The following is a 19,823-nucleotide window of genomic DNA, read 5'->3' as shown; positions in this document are numbered from 1 at the left end:
TCAGAAGATCGGGTGCCAGGCGTTCGATCGAGTTCAGAAGATCGGGTGCCAGGCGTTCGATCGAGTACAGAAGATCGGGTGCCAGGCGTTCGATCGAGAGCGTTCAACGAAAAACCCCCGGCCACCTCTGGGGTGAGCGGGGGTCTTGAAGTCAGGGTAGGTTCTACCCCTTAGCCGAGTTTGGCCAGGACCAGATCTTTGACTTTGGAGGTGTCGTAGACGCCTTTGAGTTTGGGGATGACCACGCCCATGACCTTGCCCATGTCTTTGCGGGACTCGGCGCCAACCTCGGCGATGGCATCGGCGACGATGGTGGCGGCCTCTTCGTCGGAGAGCTGCGCGGGGAGGTAATCCTGGAGGACTTTAATCTCCTCGAGCTCTTTTTCGGCAAGCTCGGGGCGTCCGCCGGATTCGTAGACTTCGGCGGACTGGCGGCGCTTTTTAATCTCGGTGGCCAGCACGTCGGTGATTTCGTCGTCGGTCAGCGGGCGCTTCAGATCGATTTCCTGATTTTTGATCGTGGACTGAAGCATGCGCAGGGTGCTGAGGCGCTCGGTATCACGAGCCCTCATCGCGGTTTTGACGTCGTCTTTGATGCGTGCAAAGAGTTCGGACATGGGGATGTGCCTTGTGCGTTTTGGAGATGGTGAGGGGCGTGCGTAGCATGCACCTCGTTGAAGTTAGATACGGGTGAGGGTCTGGGCGATGCCGTCGATGACATCTTTCTGGGCTTCGTACATGGCGGCGTCGCTGAAGACCATCAGGGTGACGTTGTTGGTGCCCACGCGCACGGCGTAGCCGAGGAATTGGATTTCGCGATCGCCATCTTTTTCGACGATGACGGCCGAGCCGGTACCGCGGGTGCCGGGCATGCCGTTGATGGTGGTCAGGCCGCTGTTGTCGAAGTTGATGTCTTTGAATTCAACTTCGGTCTTGAGGTCGTTGATGGCGGCCTGGATGGTGTTGTCGGATTCGGAGCCGGCGAGCAGCACGGTGGTGGAGCCGTCGGGAGCGGTGGCGGAGACGGCCTCGGCGGTTCGACGGACGTCCCAGTCGCCGGGCACGCGAAAACGCACCGCATAAAGATCGCTCTGGACCCACTGGCCGCTGGCGAGCTCTTCGATGTTCTCTTCGTCGGTTTCGTTGGCGGTTTCGGTGCCTTCTTCTGCGGCTTCATCAGCGGCGGGAGCCTGGTCGCTGGCCTCGGCGGGGGCTTCCTCGGCGGGCTCGCTATCACAGGCGAGCGAGGAGGTGCCGAGGATGATGGCGAGGGAAAGGGCGCGCAGTGAACGTCGCATGAGAGGCTCCTAAAAATAAGGTGGGCGGTTGCCGCGAGCTATCGACAGGTTCTACAAAGGTCATCGGACCGAAGGAAGGCCCCGGGAGGGGAACACAACTCAGAAGGTGCCCGGGAAGCCGGGCGGCATGGTAGACGGTCGCCTTAAGGGGCGCAAGCGATGAGCCGATGAGCGAAGTCAGTCAGGTGAGTTGCCCGGAGTGTGGGGCGGAGCAGTCGTCGGGGGCACCGTTTTGTGGGCGGTGCGGGTATCGGATGCGACCGGCCGAGACGGTGCGCGAGGGGATGTCGCCGTTGCGTCGCGCGTCCCAGGGGGGGCAGGGGGGGGCGTCGCGTCGCGCGGCCACAGGCGATACGAGCAGCAGCGGGCTGTGGGCGGCCGAAGAGGCGCGCACGGTGATGGAGGGGATGCGCGCGATTCCGCGCTGGGAGGGGCTGCAGCGTGGTGAGGATTCCTCGGAGAGGGATGAGGCGCGTGTACGTGGGGGGGATGGCGAACTGCGGGGTTGGAGCGGAGACGTCAGCGGGGTGGTGTGGGCCTCGGCGGCGGTGTGCTGTGTGGCGCTGGCGTGGATGAGTTGGGTGTACCTGGAGCGGGCGGCGGTGGTTGAGGGGGCGGTAGAGCCGTCAACGCGCGGGGAGGCGGGGCGAGTGGAGGTTGAGGCGGGGCCATATCTTCGGGGTCTCAGCGAGCAGGCGCAGTCCTTTATGATGTTGAGCTGTCATCAGCTTGAGCGCGATGAGCCGGAGCGTTGTGAGCAGGAGGAGCTTCTGGCCGGGGAGTATCCGCAGCGCACCGTGGCGTTGGGAGCGTACGCGATCGACCGGCTCGAGGTGAGCGTGGAGGCGTACCAGCGCTGTGTGGATGAAGGCGGGTGCGAGGCCATTGATTATGAGGGGTGCGAGGTATGGACGCCCCGGGGGTTTCAGGTCAGCCTGAGGGTGCCGCGGGTGCTCAAAGAGAAAGGGCGTGCGGTGGTGTGTGTGACCCGGGATGAGGCTCGGGCGTATTGCGGGTGGGCCGGAGGCGGGTTGCCGAGTCATGATCAATGGGAGCGGGCGGCGCGAGGCGTCGATGGCGGGGTGTATCCGTGGGGGGATCATTGGGAGAGCGAGTCGGCGAACTGGGGAGAGCGCGATGTGGTGGGCGGACCGGTGGCCGGGGCGTTGGATGGCTATGTGTGGACGGCGCCGGTGGGAAGCTATGAGAGCGGCGTGAGCCCGGCCGGGGTCTGGGAGATGGCGGGTAATGTGGCCGAGTGGGTTGAGGGTGAGGACCCGCTTTTAGGAGCGGTGCGCGGGGGGAGCTGGGTGAGCAATCCCTTTGAGTTGCGCACCACGGCTCGGGTGGAACGAAAAGCGAGCGCGCGGCGCACCGATGTGGGGTTTCGGTGCGCCTACGATGGGTGAGCGCTTAAGCTGCGCGGTGTGTGGGGTGTTGACGTTGCGGCGGCGTGGAAGCCGATGTCCGGGAGAAGGGCGCGCGGGAGAGAAGGGTGAGGCAGGCGGCGGTGAGCGCGCGCAGGTCGTCTCCCTGAAGATCGCGACGGTGGCCGAGCAGGTCGGTGGCTTCGACGATGATGGCACCCTGCTCAGAGGGGTTGAGACCGGCGTCGAGCAGGGCATCGAGGGCGTCGGGGTCGAGGTGATGCGGGTCAGCGCGGCGCGCGCGCAGCCAGGGGGAGCGGGCGGCGCTTCCGCCATGATGTTGCACAAGGAGGATGGGGCCTGGCGCAAGATCGAGGATGCGAGCCTGGCGGCCAAAACCCAGGTTGGCGGGCAGACGTGGGGAGAGCCGGCCGTTGAAGATGGCGCTCTCTAAACGGTGAAAGGCATCTTCCAGGGCGGCCCACTCTGCCGAAGGTATGGGTGTGTCCTGCGGGTCGGTCGGAGGGGAGGCGTGCAGGTAGCTTAAGAGAATTCGGGCACCGAGATCGCGCATAAAGGGGCGCCAGCTCCGGTGGGGGCCTTTGCTCAGAGCACGCCAGAGCGCGGCGAGGAGATCGTCGGCCAGGGCGCGGGGGATGCGGATGGGAGAGGTGGCCAGGCAGCCCGGATGGGAGGGTGAGCGTACCTGTCGAGTGGCCAGAAGTTGGCCGGGGGCAAGGGGAAGGTCGTCTTCCCAGTCGAGAAGGGGATAGAGGGCATCGTCAAGGATGTGGCGGGCGATGGGGGTGGTGCCATCGAGTCCCTCGATCGTGAAGAGGTCGAGGTGGGCGGTGGTCAGGGCGGCGAGCCAGTGGCGATCTGGTGGCGAGAGGGCGCGGGCATGCCGGAGGATGAGTGCCGGCAGCGATCGTTGTTGATGCGGCCCGTCCATGGCGAGGTGATCGAGGCGGTGGGGGCACTCGCAGGGGAGGTCCGTATGCCGGGCGGTGAGGATGCGCAGGCGTTCCAGAGTGGCGCGCCAGGGGCGTGCCTCGGGGCATTGGAGGCGATCGGTAGGAAAGGAGGCAGGCGTTTTGGGGATTTCGGAAGAGCAAATGATGCGTTGCATGGTATGTCCTCCTTGAGGCCGGCGTGGGAAGGTGCTGGCCTTGCGGGTCAGAGTTCGGCGTGGACAGCGGGCACGGTGCGCCTGCTTTCTGTTGTCGAGAGCCGCGGGGAGAAGTTGCGCGTGAGCGCCGATTTTTTTTAAAGAGAAAAGCCTTTGAGGTGCGTGACGTCGACGTTGCGCCGAAAGCCGTGAGGGTGATGTGACGCGACGAGACGACGAGAACGAGAGCCCGACTGGCGAGGACGATGTGAAGTATGAGGCGAATGCAAAGGCGTTGATGGACGCGGTGGATGCGATCCTGGGAGGCGGCAGGCTGGATGAGGGGACGGTCGGTGCGCTGCTGGAGGTTCTGGGAGAGCAGGGGAGTGGAGAAGGCCTCGATGTTCGGGTGGTGCTCTGTGTGGTGGAGCATCCGGTGGTGGCCGGTTCGCTGCGCGCGGGGGAGGTGCCGGCGGCGCTGGAGGCGCGGTTGACCGAGGCGCTCTCGGAACTCGCGCCGCTCTTCGGGCGGTGGATGGCCGGTGCGCTGGCGGAGCGCGCCGAGCGGCTGCGTCAGCGCTACGATGCGGAGTTGCACAAGTATGAGCTTGTGCGAAAGCGTCTGGAGCGGGAGTCGGTGGAGGGTGTGGCACAAATACTGGCGCGTTATCTGGACACGGCACCGGCGGCGATGTTCGCGCGTAGAATGGAGGTTGCGTTTGGGGAGGCGTACGGGCGGGCGGAGGTGATCCGCAGCGAAGAAGATCAGGCGCTTTTGTGCAACGAGGAGCTTCTGGCGTTGCTGGCGTTTGGGGAGGGCTTTGGTGAGGCGGAAGCCGAGCGGCTGGACGAGCTGCTTGCCGGGCTGGTCGAGCGCCTCGATGGGGCGGTGGAGCGTGTGGTGCGGCGCACGCTGGAGGGCGGTAAAAGCGAGGCAAAACTTGTAGCCGGTGCGCTGGCGGTGCGTCAGGGACTGAGCGAGCGGGCCAGCGCGTTGCTGGCGATGGTCATTCACGGCGACCCCTATGCCCATCAGGCCGCGGTCTTCGCCGCTCGTCTGGCGCCGCTCTTGACCCTGCATGTGCTGGGTCAGTTTCTGGTGGACGTGCTCAAGTCGACCGGCGTTGAAGACGATCAGGAGCGACATACCGAGGGGGCGATTGTGGCATCGAGACTGGTGTTGCCCTGGATCGGCAGTCCGATTCCCGAGGCGGGGTATGCGGGCAAGCCTTCGGCGCATCGCATCGCGGAGACGGTGAGAAGGGCGTGGGGGTATTTCGATCAGGGGTAGGGTGATCGGGTGCCAGGCATGCGATTGTTTTCAGCGTCGTGATCGAGTGCCAGGCGTTCGATCCGTTTTGGCCTTCGATCGAAATCAGTGTTGTGAACGGGTGCCAGGCCTTCGATCGTTGCGGGCCTTCGATCGTTGCGACGTGATGGGGAGTGAACAAAAAGACGCGACCACCGGAGGGCGGTCGCGTCTTTTGTTGTCCGAAGCTCGGGTGCCCTACTTAAGTGCCAGGCCCCCGATCATTTACATCGTCATGTAAGGGTGCCAGGCCCCCGATCGTGATCAGGCACCCGATCGTGTTCAGCGTCGTGTAAGGGTGCCAGGCACCCGATCATCTACATCGTCATGTAAGGGTGCCAGGCACCCGATCGTGATCAGCGTCATGTAAGGGTGCCAGGCACCCGATCGTGATCAGCGTCATGTAAGGGTGCCAGGCCCCCGATCATCTACATCGTCATGTAAGGGTGCCAGGCACCCGAACGACGGCACGATGATCGAAGCCCTGGCACCCGGCGGTGCCTGTTCGCTCAGTACTTGGCGCCCATGGCCGCGCCGCTCTCAATGGGATGCCAGGCGGTCTTGAACTCGACGAAGGGCAAGATGTGGTAGGGACTCTGCGCGCTGGCCTGCGACCAGTCGCTCTTGGTCGGGGTCTCGAAGTTGTGAACGCGCTTGACGCTCTCGGCGGCCTCCAGGGCGATGAGGCGGCGCTCCTCGTCGGTGGCGTCGAAGGTGGCGATGGCGTCGATATCCATGTGTTTGGCGGCATGGGGGACGAGCTCATCGCGCAGGCCGGTGAGGATGTTGACGACGCCGCCGGGAAGATCGCTGCAGTGGAATACCTCGGCCAGATCGATGGCGATGGAGGGGTGCTCGTTCTCGACGACGAGCACCAGCGCGTTGCCCGAGACGATCACCGGCGCGATGGCGGTGATGAGGCCGAGCAGCGGGGCGCTGCGGGGGGCAAAGGCCGTGACCACGCCGGTGGGCTCGGGGCTGGTGATGTTGAAGTGGGGGGATGCCACCGGGTTGGTGGTGCCCATGATCTGCACGAACTTGTCGGCCCAGCCGGCGTACCAGACCAGGCGGTCGATCGCCGCGTCGACTTCCGCCTGGGCGTCGGCGGCTTTGGTGCCAGCGCGCTCGATCAGGGCGCTCTCGAAGGACTCGCGGCGAGATTCGAGGACCTCGGCCATGCGGTAGAGGATCTGGGCGCGGTTAAAGGGGGTGCGCCCCGCCCAGCCGGGCTGGGCTTTGCGGGCGGCGACCACGGAGTTTCGGAGATCTTTGCGCGAGGCGCGGCAGAAGTTGGCCACGAGCTGCCCCTTGGGGTTGTGTTCCTGGAGAAAGCGTCCGCTTTCGGTGCGGGGGAAGGCCCCGCCGATGTAGAGCTTAAACGTTTTGAGGACGCGCAGACGAGTGGGGGTTGATTTGGCCATTAGCGCACCTCCAGGTAGGGGAGAAGCCCGTGGAGACCACCTTCACGGCCGAAGCCGCTTTCTTTGTAGCCGCCGAAGGGGCTGGTCGGGTCGAAGCGGTTGTAGGTGTTGCCCCAGACGATGCCGCATTTCAGGGCGTTGGCCACGCGGAAGAGTCGGGAGCCTTTGTCAGTCCAGACCCCGCAGGCCAGGCCGTAGGGGGTGTTGTTGGCTTTTTCGATGGCCTCTTCCGGGGTGCGGAAGGTGAGCACGCTCAAGACCGGGCCGAAGACCTCCTCGCGGGCGATGCGGTGCGAGGGGGTGACCTCGGTGAAGACGGTGGGCTTGAAGAAGAAGCCTTTTTCGGGGAGCGGGCTTGAGGGCTGGAAGATCTGAGCCCCCTCGTTCTGGCCGGCGGCGACGAGTTCCTGGATGCGCTGGAGCTGCTCGCGGGAGTTGATGGCACCGACGTCGGTATTCTTATCGAGGGGGTCGCCCACGATCAGGGTGGAGACGCGGTGGCGGAGCTTGTGCATGAGCTCCTCGGCGATGTTTTCCTGGACGAGCAGGCGGCTTCCCGCGCAGCAGACGTGGCCCTGGTTGAAGAAGATGCCGTTGATGATGCCTTCGACGGCCTGATCAAGCGAGGCGTCATCGAAGATGATGTTGGCACCTTTGCCGCCGAGCTCCAGGGTGAGCTTTTTGCGGGAGCCGGCAAGCGCACGCTGGATGATCTTTCCGACGTCGGTGGAGCCGGTAAACGCGATCTTGTCGATGTCGGGGTGGTTGACGATGGCCGCGCCGGTCTGGCCGGCACCGTTGACGATGTTGACGACGCCCGGGGGAAGATCGGCCTCCTGGATGATCTCGGCGAGCATCATCGCGGTCAGCGGGGTGGTCTCGGCGGGCTTGATGACGATGGTGTTGCCGGCGGCCAGAGCCGGGGCGATCTTCCAGGCGGCCATCAAGAGCGGGAAGTTCCAGGGGATGATCTGGCCGGCCACACCGATGGGCGAAGGTGTGGCACCGGGGAGCGCATACTCGAGTTTGTCGGCCCAGCCGGCGTAGTAGAAGAAGTGGGCGGCTGCCAGGGGGATGTCGATGTCGCGGGATTCTTTGATGGGCTTTCCGCCGTCGAGCGATTCGGCCACGGCCAGGGCGCGGGCCTTCTCCTGGATCATGCGGGCGATGCGGTAGAGATACTTGGCGCGCTCTGAGCCGGGCATCTTGCCCCAGACCTTGTCGTAGGCTCGGCGGGCGGCTTTGACGGCGGTGTCGACGGTGGCTTCATCGGCCGAGGCGACCTCGAAGAGCTGCTCTTCGGTGGCGGGGTTGATCGAGGGGAAGTGGTTTTCGCCCTCGATGAACTTGCCGTCGATGAAGTGGCCGTAGCGCTCGTGGATGGTGAGATGATCGCGTGACTCGGGCGCCGGGGCGTAGTCCCAGAGGTCGCCGAAGAGGAGGTCGCGCACTGAAGTGTTGGCCGTCTTACCCATAGGTGGTTCTCCGTGGCGTGTCGGGCAGAGAAGTCTGGCGAGCGGCGCCGGGGGATGCCCGCGGCGGCGCGTGGATTGCGGTGGAGTTAGCTCATGCTGACGTAGCGGTCGGAGTGGTAGCGTCCGGTGCGCTGTTTCTCGAGCTGCATGAGGACATCGTTGAGCAGCGAGGAGGCGCCGAAGCGGAACCAGTCCGGGGAGAGCCAGGCGTCGCCCAGGGTCTCTTTGACCATGGCCAGGTAGTGCATGGCGAGTTTGGAGTCGCGGATGCCGCCGGCGGGCTTCATGCCGACCATCTTGCCGGTTTTGATGAAGTGGTCGCGGATGGCTTCCAGCATCACCAGCGTTACGGGCATGGTGGCGCCGGGGGAGACTTTACCGGTGGAGGTTTTGATGAAATGGGCACCGGCATCGATCGCAATCTGGCTGGCCAGGCGCACATTATCATACGTCTGCAACTCGCCGGTTTCGAGGATCACCTTGAGGTGGGCCGGGCCGCAGGCCTCGCGGGTGGCGCGGATTTCTTCGTCGATTTTGGCGTAATGGCCGGCCAGAAAGTCGCCGCGGCTGATGACCATATCGATCTCGTCGGCGCCGGCGTCGACGGCGCGGCGGACCTCGTCGGTGCGCTCTTTGAGCGAGGCCTGACCGCTGGGGAAGTAGGTCGCGACTGAGGCGACTTTGATGGAGCTGCCTTTCAGCGCGGCTTTGGCTACGGGGACCATGGTGGGGTAGACGCAGATGGCGGCGACCTGCGGGCAGTCCGAGCCGGGGGAGATGGCCTTCTGGCAGAGCATCTGAACTTTGCCCGGGGTGTCCATCCCCTCGAGGGTGGTCAGGTCGATCATGGAGGCGACGAGCTTGAGGCCTTTGATCTTGGCGTCTTTCTTGATGCTGCGCGTGCGGAACTTGGCGGCGCGCTCCTCAACGGCGACGGCGTCGACCGAGGGGACGCGGGGGACCACAAAGGAGTGGGTCATGGGACACCCTGAGTCTTAGGGGGAGTGGAAAGTTAACGTGACGAGTACCGGTGGGGAAGTTAGCGGAGCGGCGTCGCGGTGACAAGGTGGTGGTGGGCGGAGATGAAGGTCTGAATTGACAGCGGGGGGCGCTCTTTCTAGCGTCGAAGTAGACTACAACCTTCATGAATGACGATGGCGGGACGACGCGACGGGAGCTGGATTGATGTGGGAAGACGATCCCTTCGGGGGTATGGAGCAGCAAGCGTTAGAAGAACTCTCGGAAGCGGTGCGCGATGAGGAGGTTTCGCAGTTTCGGGGGCGTCTTCCGATGTTGGGGGAGGTCCTCGACGAGGTGGGGAAGGCGGTCGCCGCGCGGCGTTGTTCGGGGTTGTGGGTGGTGGACACGAGCCAGCTTGAGGGGTGGGAGCGCCAGCACGGGGCAGGGGCCTTTGATGCGTTGATGGGGAGGCTCTCACAGGCGGTTGAGGGGGTGAAGGGCAGCCGGGATGTGGCGTGTGTGGAGGCGGACGGGGCCGATACGCTGGTGGTGTTTATAATGGGGGATGGGCTGGTGGATGAGGGGGCACTGGAGGCCTTACATGGGGGACTTCTCGGAGCCTTTGATCGGGCACAGATGGCGGTGCAGCAGGCGCTGGAGCGCATTGCGCTGGGGAGCGCGATGGTGCTGGCCAATGCGTCGGTGGATCCGCGACGGCAGATCTACCGGGCGATTCGGCGGGCACGGGCTGAGGCGCAGGTGGGCTATCACGATCAGCAGCGTCGCCGCAGTCGGGTGGTGGGGCATCTGATCGCGCAGCGAAAGATCCGCACGTTGTTTCAGCCGGTGGTACGCCTCAACGATCGGCGCGTGGAGGGGTTTGAGGCGTTGAGTCGGGCGGAGGGAGGGGCGGCGAAGCGTCTGGGGGTGCATCTTTTTGTGGCGGCTTCGCGGGCGGAGCTCGATGGGGAGCTGGATCAGGCCTGTCGGGCGCTTTCGGTGGAGCGGCGTCCGGAGATCGGGGAGGAGGGGAAGTTGTTTATCAACTGCCTTCCGCCCACGTTTTATGCGTCGAACCCGGAGCTTCGGGCGATGCTTGAGAGCTGGCGGGGGGCGGGGATGCGGGCGGATCAGCTGGTGTTTGAGGTGACCGAGCAGATCACCTACGAGCAGTTTGTGAGGATCATGCCCACGGTGCGTATGTTGAGAGAAGAGGGGTATCGCTTTGCGCTCGACGATGTGGGGACGGGGGCGGCGAACCTGCGGCTACTGGCGGAGCTGGAGCCGGATTATATCAAGATGGATCTGGAGCTGACCCGCGGGATCGCGCGCAGCGAGCGCAAGCGGGCGCTGGCGCAGTACCTTCAGGATTTGGCCCAGCGCAGTGGGGCGGAGTTGATTGCCGAGGGGATTGAGACCTTCGACGATCTGGAGGTGTTGCGTCAGATGGGGGTGGCGCTCGGGCAGGGGTACCTGTTGGGTGAGCCTCAGGAGGCCGAGGCCTGGGAGGGGATGGTGGCGCAGGTGATCGACACACTCGAAAGTTAAAGGGGGAGCGATGACGCGATGGGTGATTCGGGATGCGGTGATCTCTGGCAAGGCCGGGCGAGTGGAGGGGGACGTGCTGGTGGATGGCGAGCGCATTGCGAAGGTGGGTGATGTGGGTGATGCGGGCGGAGCCCGGGAGGTTCGCGCCGAGGGGAGGTGGTTGTGGCCGGGAGTGATCGATGCGCATGTGCACTTTCGCGAGCCTGGCGCCACACATAAGGAAGACTGGGATTCGGGGAGCGCGGCCGCGGTCAGCGGCGGGGTTACTTCGGTGATCGATATGCCCAACACCTCCCCGTCTACGACGAGCGTCGAGAGGTTGAGGGAGAAGCGGGAGGTGGCGCGGGCGAAGTCGCGTTGCAACGTGGGGCTCTACTTTGGAGCCAACCCGCAGAACCTGGATGCGATCCTGGCCTCGAGGGGCGAAGCTGCTGTAGCGGGCCTGAAGATCTTTATGGCGGATTCGACCGGCGATCTGCTGGTGGATCGCTATGAGGATTTAGAGCGCATCTTTGAGGCGTATTCGGGGCGGATCTGCGTGCATGCCGAAGATGCCGATCGGATGCGTGAGCGGGAGGCGATGTTTGAGGGACGCGAAGATCCGGGCGTGCACTCGGAGATTCGCGATGCTGAGACGGCCGCGCGGGCGGTGGAGGTGGCCGGGGAGCTCGCGGCACGTTTCGGGCGGCGAGTGCATGTGCTGCACCTCTCAACGCGCGCGGAGCTCGCGGCGTTGAAAGAGGTCCGAGCTCGGCTGGAGGAGGAGGGCAGTGGTGGTCGGATCACCTGTGAGGTGTGTCCGCATCATCTTTTTATGGATGTGCACGATTATGAGTTCTGGGGGACGCGGGTGCAGATGAACCCGCCGCTGCGCCAGGAAGAGGATCGTGACGCGATGTGGGAGGCGTTGGGGCGTGGTGAGATTACGATGATCGCCACTGATCATGCGCCACATACTCCGGAGGAAAAGGCACATCCTTACGGGCAGGCACCCAGCGGGGTGCCCGGGGTGGAGCTGAGTCTGCCCTTGATGTTGGATGCGGCGTTTCGAGGCGTGTGCAGCTACGAGAATGTCTTACATTGGATGTGCGAAGGGCCCGCGCGGGTGCATCAGGTTGTGGATCGGGGGAGCATTGTGGAGGGGGCGTTTGCCGATCTGGTGCTGATCGATCCGCATATGATGAGGCGGGTTAAGGATCAGGACCAGCGAACGCGCTGTGGCTGGACGCCTTACGCGGGGCGAGATTTGATGGGGTGGCCGGTGCGCACATGGGTGAACGGGAAGGAGGTGTTTCGGCGCCTGGATGAAGGTGCGGGCGAGGTGGTGGGGAAAGGTGGTGAGGGAATGTGGATGGCGTTTGAGGAGTGAAGGGGTGCCATGCGTTCGATCGATTGGCCAAAGATCGGGTGCCAGGCGTTCGAAGGAAGTCATGATCGGGTGCCAGGCGTTCGAGCGAAGTCATGATCGGGTGCCAGGCATTCGAAGGAAGTCATGATCGGGTGCCAGGCATTCGATCGGTTGGCCAAAGATCGAGTGCCATGCGTTCGAACGAAGTCATGATCGGGTGCCAGGCATTCGAAGGAAGTCATGATCGGGTGCCAGGCATTCGAACAAAGTCATGATCGGGTGCCAGGCATTCGATCGGTTGGCCAAAGATCGATGCCATGCGTTCGAACGAAGTCATGATCGGGTGCCAGGCATTCGGACATGACTTCAGAACACAAAAAAGCCCGCCCTCGTGATGAGGGCGGGCTTTTTATTGTCGAGCGCGGAGGGTTAGCGGTTGGTTCCGCACTCGATGGTGGTCGGTATGGAGTGCTGCGAGCGGATCACGCGCACGTTTTGACCGTCCTGGTTGAGAACCTGAATCTGGCGCTGGGCGCGTTCGTTGCGCTCGGCGTGAGCGAGCTTGTCAGCACGGTTGGCGCGAACGGCGGTGGTCAGGGTCTCGGTGCAGTGGTGGTGCATGTCAGCCATGGGCATGGCGTCGCGGCAGATGACGTCAACGGTCTGGCCACGGAAAAACTCGGAGAGCTTCGCAGTGCTCTGACGGGTCAATGGCGAGACGACCGAGGGGTTGTTGGAGTCGATGCTCTCGAAGAGAACGGAGGCACCGACGACTTCCAGGGCGGTCTTATCATCGCCGTAGTCCAGGCGGCTGAGGCAGCTGTTGTACTTCTGGCGCAGGTCGGCAAAGCGCTTGAGGGACTCGAAACGATCGAGGCCGTGGGCCTTTTGCGCGATGGCGTACTCGACGAAGAGGCCGGTGTGGAGGGTCTCGCAGGAGCTGGGGTTGAGCGAGAGGGCGCGCAGGTAGAGGCCGCGGGCTTCATCGAGAGGGATGGAGCGTTGGTCCCAGAGGCTGGCCCAGGCCAGGTTGTTGGCCATGGTGCCGGTGCGCTGGACCTGCACGTGGTGGAGGCCGCGCTGGAGGGTATCGATGGCCTGGGAGTAGAGGCCCTGCTCGATGAGGTGGTAGCCCTGGAAGTTGTAGAGGACCTCGGAGCGGGGGTAATGCGCCAGGCCTTCGCGGGTGACTTCGACGACCATGTCGGAGCGATCCTGGTGGTCGTAGCAGGCGGCGAAGTGAATCCAGGCGTTTTCCGACCAGGAGGTCTGGTCGGAGCCGAAGTGATCAAAGACGATGTCGCAGCTGCGATCGCCGGCGAGTGCCTGGGCTGCGGGGGTATCGGCCTGTGGCGTGTGGGACGATTTAGCCGCGTGATAGGCGGCGGTTCCCAGGACGGTGAATACGTAGAGGGAGACGACAGCGACGGTGGCAGGTGCCGCGCTGGTGAGGATCGTCCGAGGGGTGATAGCCATAGTCAAATCTCCTTAACGCTAACAGGGTCGATAACTCGCCGGCGAAGCGACCTAAAAAAGATAGAGGAATGGCCGAGTTAACTCAAACTCCTGGCGCATTTCTCTTTCGGGGGCCGATGGCAGAGGTGCTGTGCCACGATAGAAGCTAAGCCGGGATGCCGCCAGTTCCAGTGCGAATGCCAGCGCTGAGGCCATAGGGACCACCCGAGGAGATGAACCGGGGTGGGCGCGCGAGATGTTCCCGCGGTGATCGCAGAGGGCGATCATTCGGGGGTGGGATCGGCCCAGTCTTCGATGTTTCTCTGGCGTCCGCGGGCGATGCCCAGCGCACGTGCGGGCACGTCGTCGGTCAGGGTGGAGCCTGCACCGACATAGGCGCCCTGGCCGATGGAGATGGGGGCGACGAGCGCAGTGTTGGAGCCGATGAAGGCCCCCTCTCCGATGGTGGTACGGTGCTTGTTCTGGCCGTCGTAATTGCAGGTGATGGTGCCCGCACCGACGTTGGCGTTCCGGCCGACGTGGGCATCGCCGAGGTAGGTGAGGTGACTTGCTTTGGCACCCTGGTCGAGACGGGTCTTTTTGATCTCGACGAAGTTACCGACTTTGCAATCCTGGCCGATGTCAGCGCCGGGGCGCAGGTGGGCGAAGGGGCCGATGGAGGCATTTTGCTCGACGCGGGCGTCGGTCAGGTAGGAGTAGGCCAGGAGGCGCGCGCCGGGGCCGACGTGGCTGTTGGTAATGCGGCAGCCCTGCTCGATGTGGGCGCCGCGGGCGATGTGGGAGCTGCCGCGGATGGTGACGTCGGGCTCCAGGGTGACGTCGGGCTCCAGCGTGGCGGTGGGCTCGATGGTGGTGCGGGCCGGGTCGATGAGGGTGACACCGGCACGCATCCAGCGCTCAAGCGTGCGGCGGCGTACAAAGTCTGTGGCGCGGGCCAGATCGAGGCGGTCGTTGACGCCCTGCACAAGCTCCGGGGTGGCGACCGGCCAGGCGATGGCGCGCTCGTTTTTGGCGGCCAGGGCGACCAGATCGGTGAGGTAGTACTCGTTCTGGGCGTTGTCGGTGCCGGCGTCCATGATGGTGGGGATGGCGTCGAGCAAGAATGCGGTGCGGGCCAGGTAGATGCCGGCGTTGATCTCGGTGATGGCGCGCTGATCTTCGGTGGCGTCTTTGAACTCGACGATGGCGTTGAGGTGACCCTGCTCCGAGCGGATGATGCGGCCGTAGGAGGCGGGATCGTCGAGGATGGCGGTCATCACGGCCAGATCGCAGCCGGCACCGGCCGCGTCGTTGACCATCGCGATGAGCGTCTCGGCGTCGAGGTTGGGGACGTCGCCGGAGAGGATGAGGGTGTAGGCGATGTCGGGGGCGAGTGCGGACAGGCCACAGGCGACGGCGTGGGCCGTACCAAGCTGCTCGTCCTGGAAGGCCGGGTGGATGGCCTCGGCGTAGCTCTGGGTGCGAAGCCAGGCTTCGACCTGTTCGCGCTGATGGCCGAGGATCGGGACGACGCGCGCCGCGCCGGCATCAAGCGCGGCGCGGGTCACGTGTCCGATGAGCGGGGTTCCGAGCAGGGGGTGGAGCACCTTGATGGTGTCCGAGCGCATGCGGGTGCCCATACCGGCGGCGAGGATCAGCGACTGAAAAGGGGTCGAAGGGTTCATGGCTCTCCCGGAGGGAAAAGCGCCGGGCTCTTCGACGGCCGCTGCCCGACGGTGGGGTTATGGTGTGAAGCTATGTGTTTGATAGAACTCGGTTATTCGGCCGGTGAAGGTTGCTCGTGGTCGGAGTCGACGTCGGCATCGGCGTCGCTGGACTCGGGGCGGCGATCTTCGGGCTGAATATGGTAAATCAAGGGGGTGCGAGCGTCGGCGCTGGCTTTCTGGAAGGCGATCTCCTGGGCGACGCGGGGGTCGGTGGTGGCCTTTTCGCCAGACGAAGTTTCGAAGTCGCGGACCAGGGCGTCGAACTCGGCGCAGGCCTGGGCGGTGACGGTGCGCTTTTTGCGGTAGGGCATAAAGGCCGACTTAAAGCCGTCGATCATCAGCTTGCGCAGGTCACCGATGTTGAGATCGTAGTGCTGGACAGCGCGCCAGTACTCGTCGGTCATGGTGGTGTCGGTGATGAGGCGGTTGTCGGTGTTGATGGTGCAGCGCAGACCGTAGCTCATGTAGAAGGGCAGCGGGTGAGACTCGAAGCTCTTGGCGGCGCGGGTCTGCACGTTGCTGGTCAGGCAGACTTCCAGGGGGATGCGGTGATCGTTGAGGAAGTTGAGCAGGTCGCCGTCCTCGCGCAGGCGCGTGCCGTGGCCGATGCGGTGGGCACCGCCCAGGTGAATGGCCTGGTGGATGGACTCGGGGCCGTAGGCTTCGCCGGCGTGAATGGTGAGATTCACGTTGTTGTTGCGGATCAGATAGAACGCTTCGCGGTAATCTTTGGCGGGGTTGTCGGCCTCGGCGCCGGCGAGGTCGAAGCCGACGACGCCGCGATTTTTGAAGGCGACGCAGAGCTCGGCCATGCGCAGGGAGCTCTCGGGGGTCATGTGGCGGATGCCGCAGATGATCTGGCCGCTCATCAGGCCGTAGCGTCGCTTGGCTTCGCGCAGGCCTTCGGCGACCGCTTCGACGATGACCGGGTAGGAGAGCCCGTTGCGGGTGTGAAGGAGCGGAGAGTAGCGCACCTCCATGTACTTGACGTTCTCGCGTGCGGCGTCTTCGCCCAATTCAAAGGCCGCGCGGTAGAGGGACTCCTCGGTCTGCATGACGCTCAAGGTGACGTCGAAGGCTTTGAGGTAGTCGGTGAGATCTTCGCAGATGGCGCCGATGTTGATGGCGCGCGCGAGCTCATCGTCGGTCTGGGGGTTGCCGGGGAGCGCGATGCCTTCTTTTTCGGCCAGCTCAAGGATGGTGGAGAGGCGCATGCTGCCGTCGAGGTGGACGTGCAGGTCGGTCTTGGGCATGCGGTGGATAAAGTCACGGGTGATTTTCATAATGCCATCCTTTTTTTAGATGCGGGCCGGCGCTGGCGCGCGCGCGGGCGCTTCGCGAAGTTGCAGGGTTTTACTGATAGTGTCGGGCTTTGTCGAGTGAGGGAGGGGCCCGGGTTAGAGGGGAGAAGGGGTGAGCGGGAACAAAGATTCCCGCAGGGGCGTCAAAGGTTGTAGCGGAGCGAAGAGCTAGTTGAAGCGGGAGCGATCGGAGGGGGTTTTGTCGGCATCTTTAGCGCGCAGAAGTTTTAAGTTTCGGCGCTGGCGGCGGCGAATAAAGGCCCGTTTGATGCGTGAGGGGCGCCAGTAGTCGCTCGCGATGAGAAGTCCTGTGGCCATGCCACCGAGGTGTCCGGCGATGGAGATGGCCTCGCGGCCGGCGACGACAAAGAGGATGTCGAGGCCGATGAAGACCAGCAGCATCGTTTTTCCGGTGACGGGCAAAAAGAGGAGGTTGAGACGGTCGTTCCAGTGTCGCCAGGCGAAGGCGGCGACCACCCCCATCACTGCAGCGGAGAAGCCGAGCGTGGGGAAGTTGGTGGATAAAATAAGCTGGCTTGCGAGGATGGTCAGCCCGCCGCCCAACGCGCAGAGGAGCGTGAAGCGCCACCAGCGTGCGGCCGACCAGCGCTGGTCAAGCTCGGCGCCGAACATCCAGAGGACAAAGCCATTAAAGAGCAGATGGGTGAAGTCGGCGTGCCAGAACGCATACGTAAGGAGCGTCCAGATCTGGCCCTGGTCGATGACCGCGCTGCGGGAGAGCAGCATGTAGTCGTCGACGAAGGCCCCCAGCGGGGCGATCATGACCGAGGCGAACCAGAGGGTGAAGAGGCCCACCAGAGTGATCTTGATGTTGCGGGTGAAGGGGGGCCAGTAGAACTGGAGGTGTTGGGCCATGGTTGCCTCAGGAGTGAGTGCGTCGCAGTCGCTGATGTGGAGAAGGTGACCACGAAAGAGGAGGTTGACCATATAGCGCATCACCTCCGCAGAACGAAGTGCATCACCACCGCGGGACGAAGCCGGCGGCGTCGCTGCGGATCTGCGGTAGCGTTGCAGTCGCTTCGTCCTTGCCCGATGCCGGGCTCTGCCCTGAAGAGGAGATGATCGTTTAGGTCTCTGGTTGAGGGGGCGCGGACGTTGAGGGGGGGCAGGCGTCCGAGCATCATCGAGACGATCGTGTGCCAGGGCATCGAACGCGCTGATTCGTTCCAGAAGATCGTGTGCCAGGGCATCGAACGCGCTGATTCGTTCTGGGTGCCAGTCGCACGTACATCATGGAAAGGAACGGGTGCCAGGCGCCCTTACATCATGGAAAGGAACGGGTGCCAGGCGCCCTTACATCACGGAAAGGAACGGGTGCCAGGCACCCGTACATCATTGAAAGGATCGGGTGCCAGTCGCCCGTACATCATTGAAAGGATCGGGTGCCAGTCGCCCGTACATCATTGAAAGGAACGGGTGCCAGGCACCCGTACATCATTGAAAGGATCGGGTGCCAGCCCTTCGACCGGGGTGTTACGAATCAAAACTTGTGTGAGGAGAGCGGGTTGGGGATAAGGTTGGCGACCTTTTTAGCGTGTGTGCTGAATCGATATTTCGAGTCGGAGGAGACGAGATGAAGCGTGAACTGTTGGTGGCGTTGGGGCTTTCGGTGGGGTTGTGTGCGGCGTGGGGATGCGGGGAGCCGGAGGAGGACCCAGTAGAGGATGTTGGGGTGGAAGATGTGGGGGGTGACGATGATGCCGGAGATGTGGGGGGCGAGGATGGTGGCGAGGATGCGGATGTAGAGGAAGACGGCGGCGATGGTGGTGGCAGTGATGGGGGCGTGGACGTCAGTGGGACTCCTGAGGGGCGTACGTATTTCCGCAGCGTGAGCGGGGTGGTGGTCAGCTGTGAGGAGAGCTGCGAGGTGGCGTGTGAGTTGAGCCTGGATGGGGGAGAGGCTGAGGCTGTGGCGTGTGAGGACGGGGTTGCCTTTGATCTGGAGGGGCTGGAGTACGGGACGTATCAGCTCGACGCGGTGGTCGATGGGGAGGTTGCGGCCTCGCGTAGCTTTGAGGTGCATCCGCCGGAGTGGTCTGCGGTGAGCGGGGGAGAAGGTCATACCTGCGCGATCTTGCTCGACGGGCACCTGGTATGCTTCGGGCGGGGCGATGAGGGACAGCTCGGGGATGGGGCGATGACGTCTTCGGCGGAGGCTCGCCACGTGAATGGGATGTGGTCTGCGGTGGATGCCGGGGCCCGGCATACCTGTGCGATTTCTGATGCGGGCGAGCTTTATTGTTGGGGCACTTCCGTGGAGGGGGCGCTGGGGATCGGCGAAACGTCTGCCGACTCGCCGGCGCAGGTGGGCGCGGAGAGTGATTGGGAGAGCGTGAGCGCTGGCGGGACGCATAGCTGCGGGATTCGCGCCGGTGGTGCGCTCTATTGCTGGGGGGATTCCAGTGAAGGAGCCACGGGGCTGGGGGGCGACGTCAGTGAGGCTGCCGAGCCTGTGTTGGTGGAGGCTGATGGCGTGGGCGCCTGGTCGGCGGTGAGCGCCGGTACCGGGTTTACGTGCGCGCTAACCGACGCCGGTGTGCTCTATTGTTGGGGACGCGCGGATGCCGGCGTTGTGGGGACGAACGGGGAGGATGTGTTGGAGCCGCGGGTGTATGAGGGAGAGCTGAGTTTTGTAGCACTTTCGGCGGGCGACGTGCATACCTGCGGGGTGTTGGATCTCGGGGATTCGCCGGATGATGTGTATTGCTGGGGCGAAGGGGGTTCGTATCAGCTGGGAACTGCGGAGACGCGCCGGGAGAATGCGCCGAAGCCTCGGTCGGTGGGGTCGGTGGAGTTGATGTCGGTGACCAGCGGCGATGTGCATAGCTGTGGGCTGGCTGCTGATGGCACCATGCATTGCTGGGGGCAGAATCTGCGCGGGCAGCTGGGCTTTGATCCGGTGACCACCGAGTTTCCTTTCCCGGCTCAGGCTGGCGAGGAGGTCTGGGCGAGCGTGAGCGCCGGAGAGCTGCATACGTGCGGGGTGCGTGCCTCGGATAAGGGCCTGTTATGCTGGGGTGATAACAGCGACGGGGAATTGGGCCGTGGCGAGGTCGGGGAGGAGCCGCTCTTCGAGGCCGCGGAGATTATCTGGCCTTTTTAAAGGGTAGATTAAGAAGAGGATGGACGAAAAACCGGCCTGTGAGGGCCGGTTTTTTGATGAGGAGGGATCGGGTGCCAGGCATTCGAACGAAGCCTCCGATCGCACATGATCGATGGCCTGGCACCCGATCGCACATGATCGATGGCCTGGCACCCGATCGCGCATGATCGATGGCCTGGCACCCGATCGCACATGATCGATGGCCTGGCACCCGATCGCGCATGATCGATGGCCTGGCACCCGATCCTCCCAGGCGCGCACGAACGCCTGGCACCCGACCATATTCGGTATGTTTGAAGGCCTGGCACTCGGGGGAAGGTCTGCAGCGGGCCGCGTGTTGGGCTGGCGAGTGTCGACGGGGTGGGAGGGGGTGTGTTAGTGG

15 protein-coding genes are annotated in these 19,823 nt (G+C 64.0%); 5 read left to right on the top strand and 10 right to left on the bottom strand.

Features of this window, described 5'->3' with window-relative positions:
- Positions 1–170 precede the first annotated feature (170 nt).
- Together EA187_RS07345 and EA187_RS07340 are read right to left on the bottom strand one after the other, a co-directional pair.
- Positions 171–617 (bottom strand): GatB/YqeY domain-containing protein, encoded by a 447-nt coding sequence (locus EA187_RS07345; protein ID WP_127779810.1) that lies wholly within the window; start codon positions 615–617, stop codon positions 171–173.
- A 63-nt stretch (positions 618–680) separates the two neighbouring features.
- The gene (locus EA187_RS07340; RefSeq protein WP_115607683.1) at positions 681–1,298 is read right to left on the bottom strand and encodes a hypothetical protein; all 618 of its coding nucleotides are present in this window, start codon (positions 1,296–1,298) and stop codon (positions 681–683) included.
- Between the two features lie 167 nt (positions 1,299–1,465).
- Between EA187_RS07340 and EA187_RS07335 the strand changes: the two genes are divergently transcribed.
- On the top strand, positions 1,466–2,707 hold the full coding sequence (locus tag EA187_RS07335; RefSeq protein ID WP_127779809.1) for an SUMF1/EgtB/PvdO family nonheme iron enzyme: 1,242 nt from the start codon (positions 1,466–1,468) through the stop codon (positions 2,705–2,707).
- Positions 2,708–2,711: 4 nt separating this feature from the next.
- Here EA187_RS07335 and EA187_RS07330 read toward each other — a convergent pair whose 3' ends face one another.
- Positions 2,712–3,794 (bottom strand): hypothetical protein, encoded by a 1,083-nt coding sequence (locus EA187_RS07330; RefSeq protein WP_127779808.1) that lies wholly within the window; start codon positions 3,792–3,794, stop codon positions 2,712–2,714.
- A 199-nt stretch (positions 3,795–3,993) separates the two neighbouring features.
- Between EA187_RS07330 and EA187_RS07325 the strand changes: the two genes are divergently transcribed.
- The gene (locus EA187_RS07325; RefSeq protein ID WP_127779807.1) at positions 3,994–5,064 is read left to right on the top strand and encodes a hypothetical protein; all 1,071 of its coding nucleotides are present in this window, start codon (positions 3,994–3,996) and stop codon (positions 5,062–5,064) included.
- Positions 5,065–5,591: 527 nt separating this feature from the next.
- Here EA187_RS07325 and EA187_RS07320 read toward each other — a convergent pair.
- The 3 genes from EA187_RS07320 to deoC all read right to left on the bottom strand — a co-directional run bounded on the left by EA187_RS07320 (position 5,592) and on the right by deoC (position 8,958).
- A complete protein-coding gene (locus EA187_RS07320; protein ID WP_127779806.1) occupies positions 5,592–6,503 on the bottom strand; it encodes an aldehyde dehydrogenase family protein in 912 nt (303 codons plus the stop codon).
- The gene (locus tag EA187_RS07315; RefSeq protein ID WP_127779805.1) at positions 6,503–7,978 is read right to left on the bottom strand and encodes an aldehyde dehydrogenase family protein; all 1,476 of its coding nucleotides are present in this window, start codon (positions 7,976–7,978) and stop codon (positions 6,503–6,505) included. Before EA187_RS07315 ends, EA187_RS07320 begins: the two co-directional genes overlap by 1 nt.
- 86 nt (positions 7,979–8,064) lie before the next feature.
- Positions 8,065–8,958: a deoxyribose-phosphate aldolase gene (gene deoC, locus EA187_RS07310; protein ID WP_115607692.1), complete on the bottom strand. Its 894-nt coding sequence runs from the start codon at positions 8,956–8,958 to the stop codon at positions 8,065–8,067.
- A 205-nt stretch (positions 8,959–9,163) separates the two neighbouring features.
- Here deoC and EA187_RS07305 point away from each other — a divergent pair, with 205 nt between their 5' ends.
- Positions 9,164–10,486, top strand: coding sequence for an EAL domain-containing protein (locus EA187_RS07305; RefSeq protein WP_127779804.1), 1,323 nt, complete (start codon positions 9,164–9,166; stop codon positions 10,484–10,486).
- Between the two features lie 10 nt (positions 10,487–10,496).
- Complete coding sequence (gene pyrC, locus EA187_RS07300; RefSeq protein ID WP_127779803.1) at positions 10,497–11,855, top strand: dihydroorotase; 1,359 nt, start codon at positions 10,497–10,499, stop codon at positions 11,853–11,855.
- A 408-nt stretch (positions 11,856–12,263) separates the two neighbouring features.
- Here the strand turns inward: pyrC and EA187_RS07295 are convergent, their stop codons facing one another.
- From EA187_RS07295 to EA187_RS07280, 4 genes are all read right to left on the bottom strand, one after another.
- Complete coding sequence (locus EA187_RS07295) at positions 12,264–13,310, bottom strand: hypothetical protein (protein WP_127779802.1); 1,047 nt, start codon at positions 13,308–13,310, stop codon at positions 12,264–12,266.
- 263 nt (positions 13,311–13,573) lie between these two features.
- Positions 13,574–14,974 (bottom strand): bifunctional UDP-N-acetylglucosamine diphosphorylase/glucosamine-1-phosphate N-acetyltransferase GlmU, encoded by a 1,401-nt coding sequence (gene glmU / locus EA187_RS07290; RefSeq protein ID WP_127779801.1) that lies wholly within the window; start codon positions 14,972–14,974, stop codon positions 13,574–13,576.
- Positions 14,975–15,066: 92 nt separating this feature from the next.
- Entirely contained in the window at positions 15,067–16,299 is a 1,233-nt protein-coding gene (gene add / locus EA187_RS07285; protein ID WP_115607701.1) for an adenosine deaminase, read from the bottom strand.
- Positions 16,300–16,485: 186 nt separating this feature from the next.
- The gene (locus EA187_RS07280) at positions 16,486–17,274 is read right to left on the bottom strand and encodes a rhomboid family intramembrane serine protease (protein WP_127779800.1); all 789 of its coding nucleotides are present in this window, start codon (positions 17,272–17,274) and stop codon (positions 16,486–16,488) included.
- 637 nt (positions 17,275–17,911) lie between these two features.
- Between EA187_RS07280 and EA187_RS07275 the strand changes: the two genes are divergently transcribed.
- Entirely contained in the window at positions 17,912–19,441 is a 1,530-nt protein-coding gene (locus EA187_RS07275) for an RCC1 domain-containing protein (protein ID WP_127779799.1), read from the top strand.
- The last annotated feature ends 382 nt before the right edge of the window (positions 19,442–19,823 follow it).

Origin of the sequence: Lujinxingia sediminis, assembly GCF_004005565.1 — a bacterium.
Lineage (GTDB): Bacteria > Myxococcota_A > Bradymonadia > Bradymonadales > Bradymonadaceae > Lujinxingia > Lujinxingia sediminis.
Note: the sequence above shows the minus strand (reverse complement) of the source record. Positions and strands in the feature narration are given on the sequence as shown.

What these genes read in the sequence shown, in the direction of transcription:
- EA187_RS07335 (WP_127779809.1), top strand. Translation starts at nt 1,466, where the DNA reads ATGAGCGAAGTCAGTCAGGTGAGTTGCCCGGAGTGTGGGGCGGAGCAG.
- deoC (WP_115607692.1), bottom strand. Translation starts at nt 8,958, where the DNA reads ATGACCCACTCCTTTGTGGTCCCCCGCGTCCCCTCGGTCGACGCCGTC.
- EA187_RS07275 (WP_127779799.1), top strand. Translation starts at nt 17,912, where the DNA reads ATGAAGCGTGAACTGTTGGTGGCGTTGGGGCTTTCGGTGGGGTTGTGT.
- EA187_RS07315 (WP_127779805.1), bottom strand. Translation starts at nt 7,978, where the DNA reads ATGGGTAAGACGGCCAACACTTCAGTGCGCGACCTCCTCTTCGGCGAC.
- EA187_RS07305 (WP_127779804.1), top strand. Translation starts at nt 9,164, where the DNA reads ATGTGGGAAGACGATCCCTTCGGGGGTATGGAGCAGCAAGCGTTAGAA.
- EA187_RS07340 (WP_115607683.1), bottom strand. Translation starts at nt 1,298, where the DNA reads ATGCGACGTTCACTGCGCGCCCTTTCCCTCGCCATCATCCTCGGCACC.
- glmU (WP_127779801.1), bottom strand. Translation starts at nt 14,974, where the DNA reads ATGAACCCTTCGACCCCTTTTCAGTCGCTGATCCTCGCCGCCGGTATG.
- EA187_RS07295 (WP_127779802.1), bottom strand. Translation starts at nt 13,310, where the DNA reads ATGGCTATCACCCCTCGGACGATCCTCACCAGCGCGGCACCTGCCACC.
- EA187_RS07280 (WP_127779800.1), bottom strand. Translation starts at nt 17,274, where the DNA reads ATGCGCTATATGGTCAACCTCCTCTTTCGTGGTCACCTTCTCCACATC.
- EA187_RS07330 (WP_127779808.1), bottom strand. Translation starts at nt 3,794, where the DNA reads ATGCAACGCATCATTTGCTCTTCCGAAATCCCCAAAACGCCTGCCTCC.
- pyrC (WP_127779803.1), top strand. Translation starts at nt 10,497, where the DNA reads ATGACGCGATGGGTGATTCGGGATGCGGTGATCTCTGGCAAGGCCGGG.
- add (WP_115607701.1), bottom strand. Translation starts at nt 16,299, where the DNA reads ATGAAAATCACCCGTGACTTTATCCACCGCATGCCCAAGACCGACCTG.
- EA187_RS07320 (WP_127779806.1), bottom strand. Translation starts at nt 6,503, where the DNA reads ATGGCCAAATCAACCCCCACTCGTCTGCGCGTCCTCAAAACGTTTAAG.
- EA187_RS07345 (WP_127779810.1), bottom strand. Translation starts at nt 617, where the DNA reads ATGTCCGAACTCTTTGCACGCATCAAAGACGACGTCAAAACCGCGATG.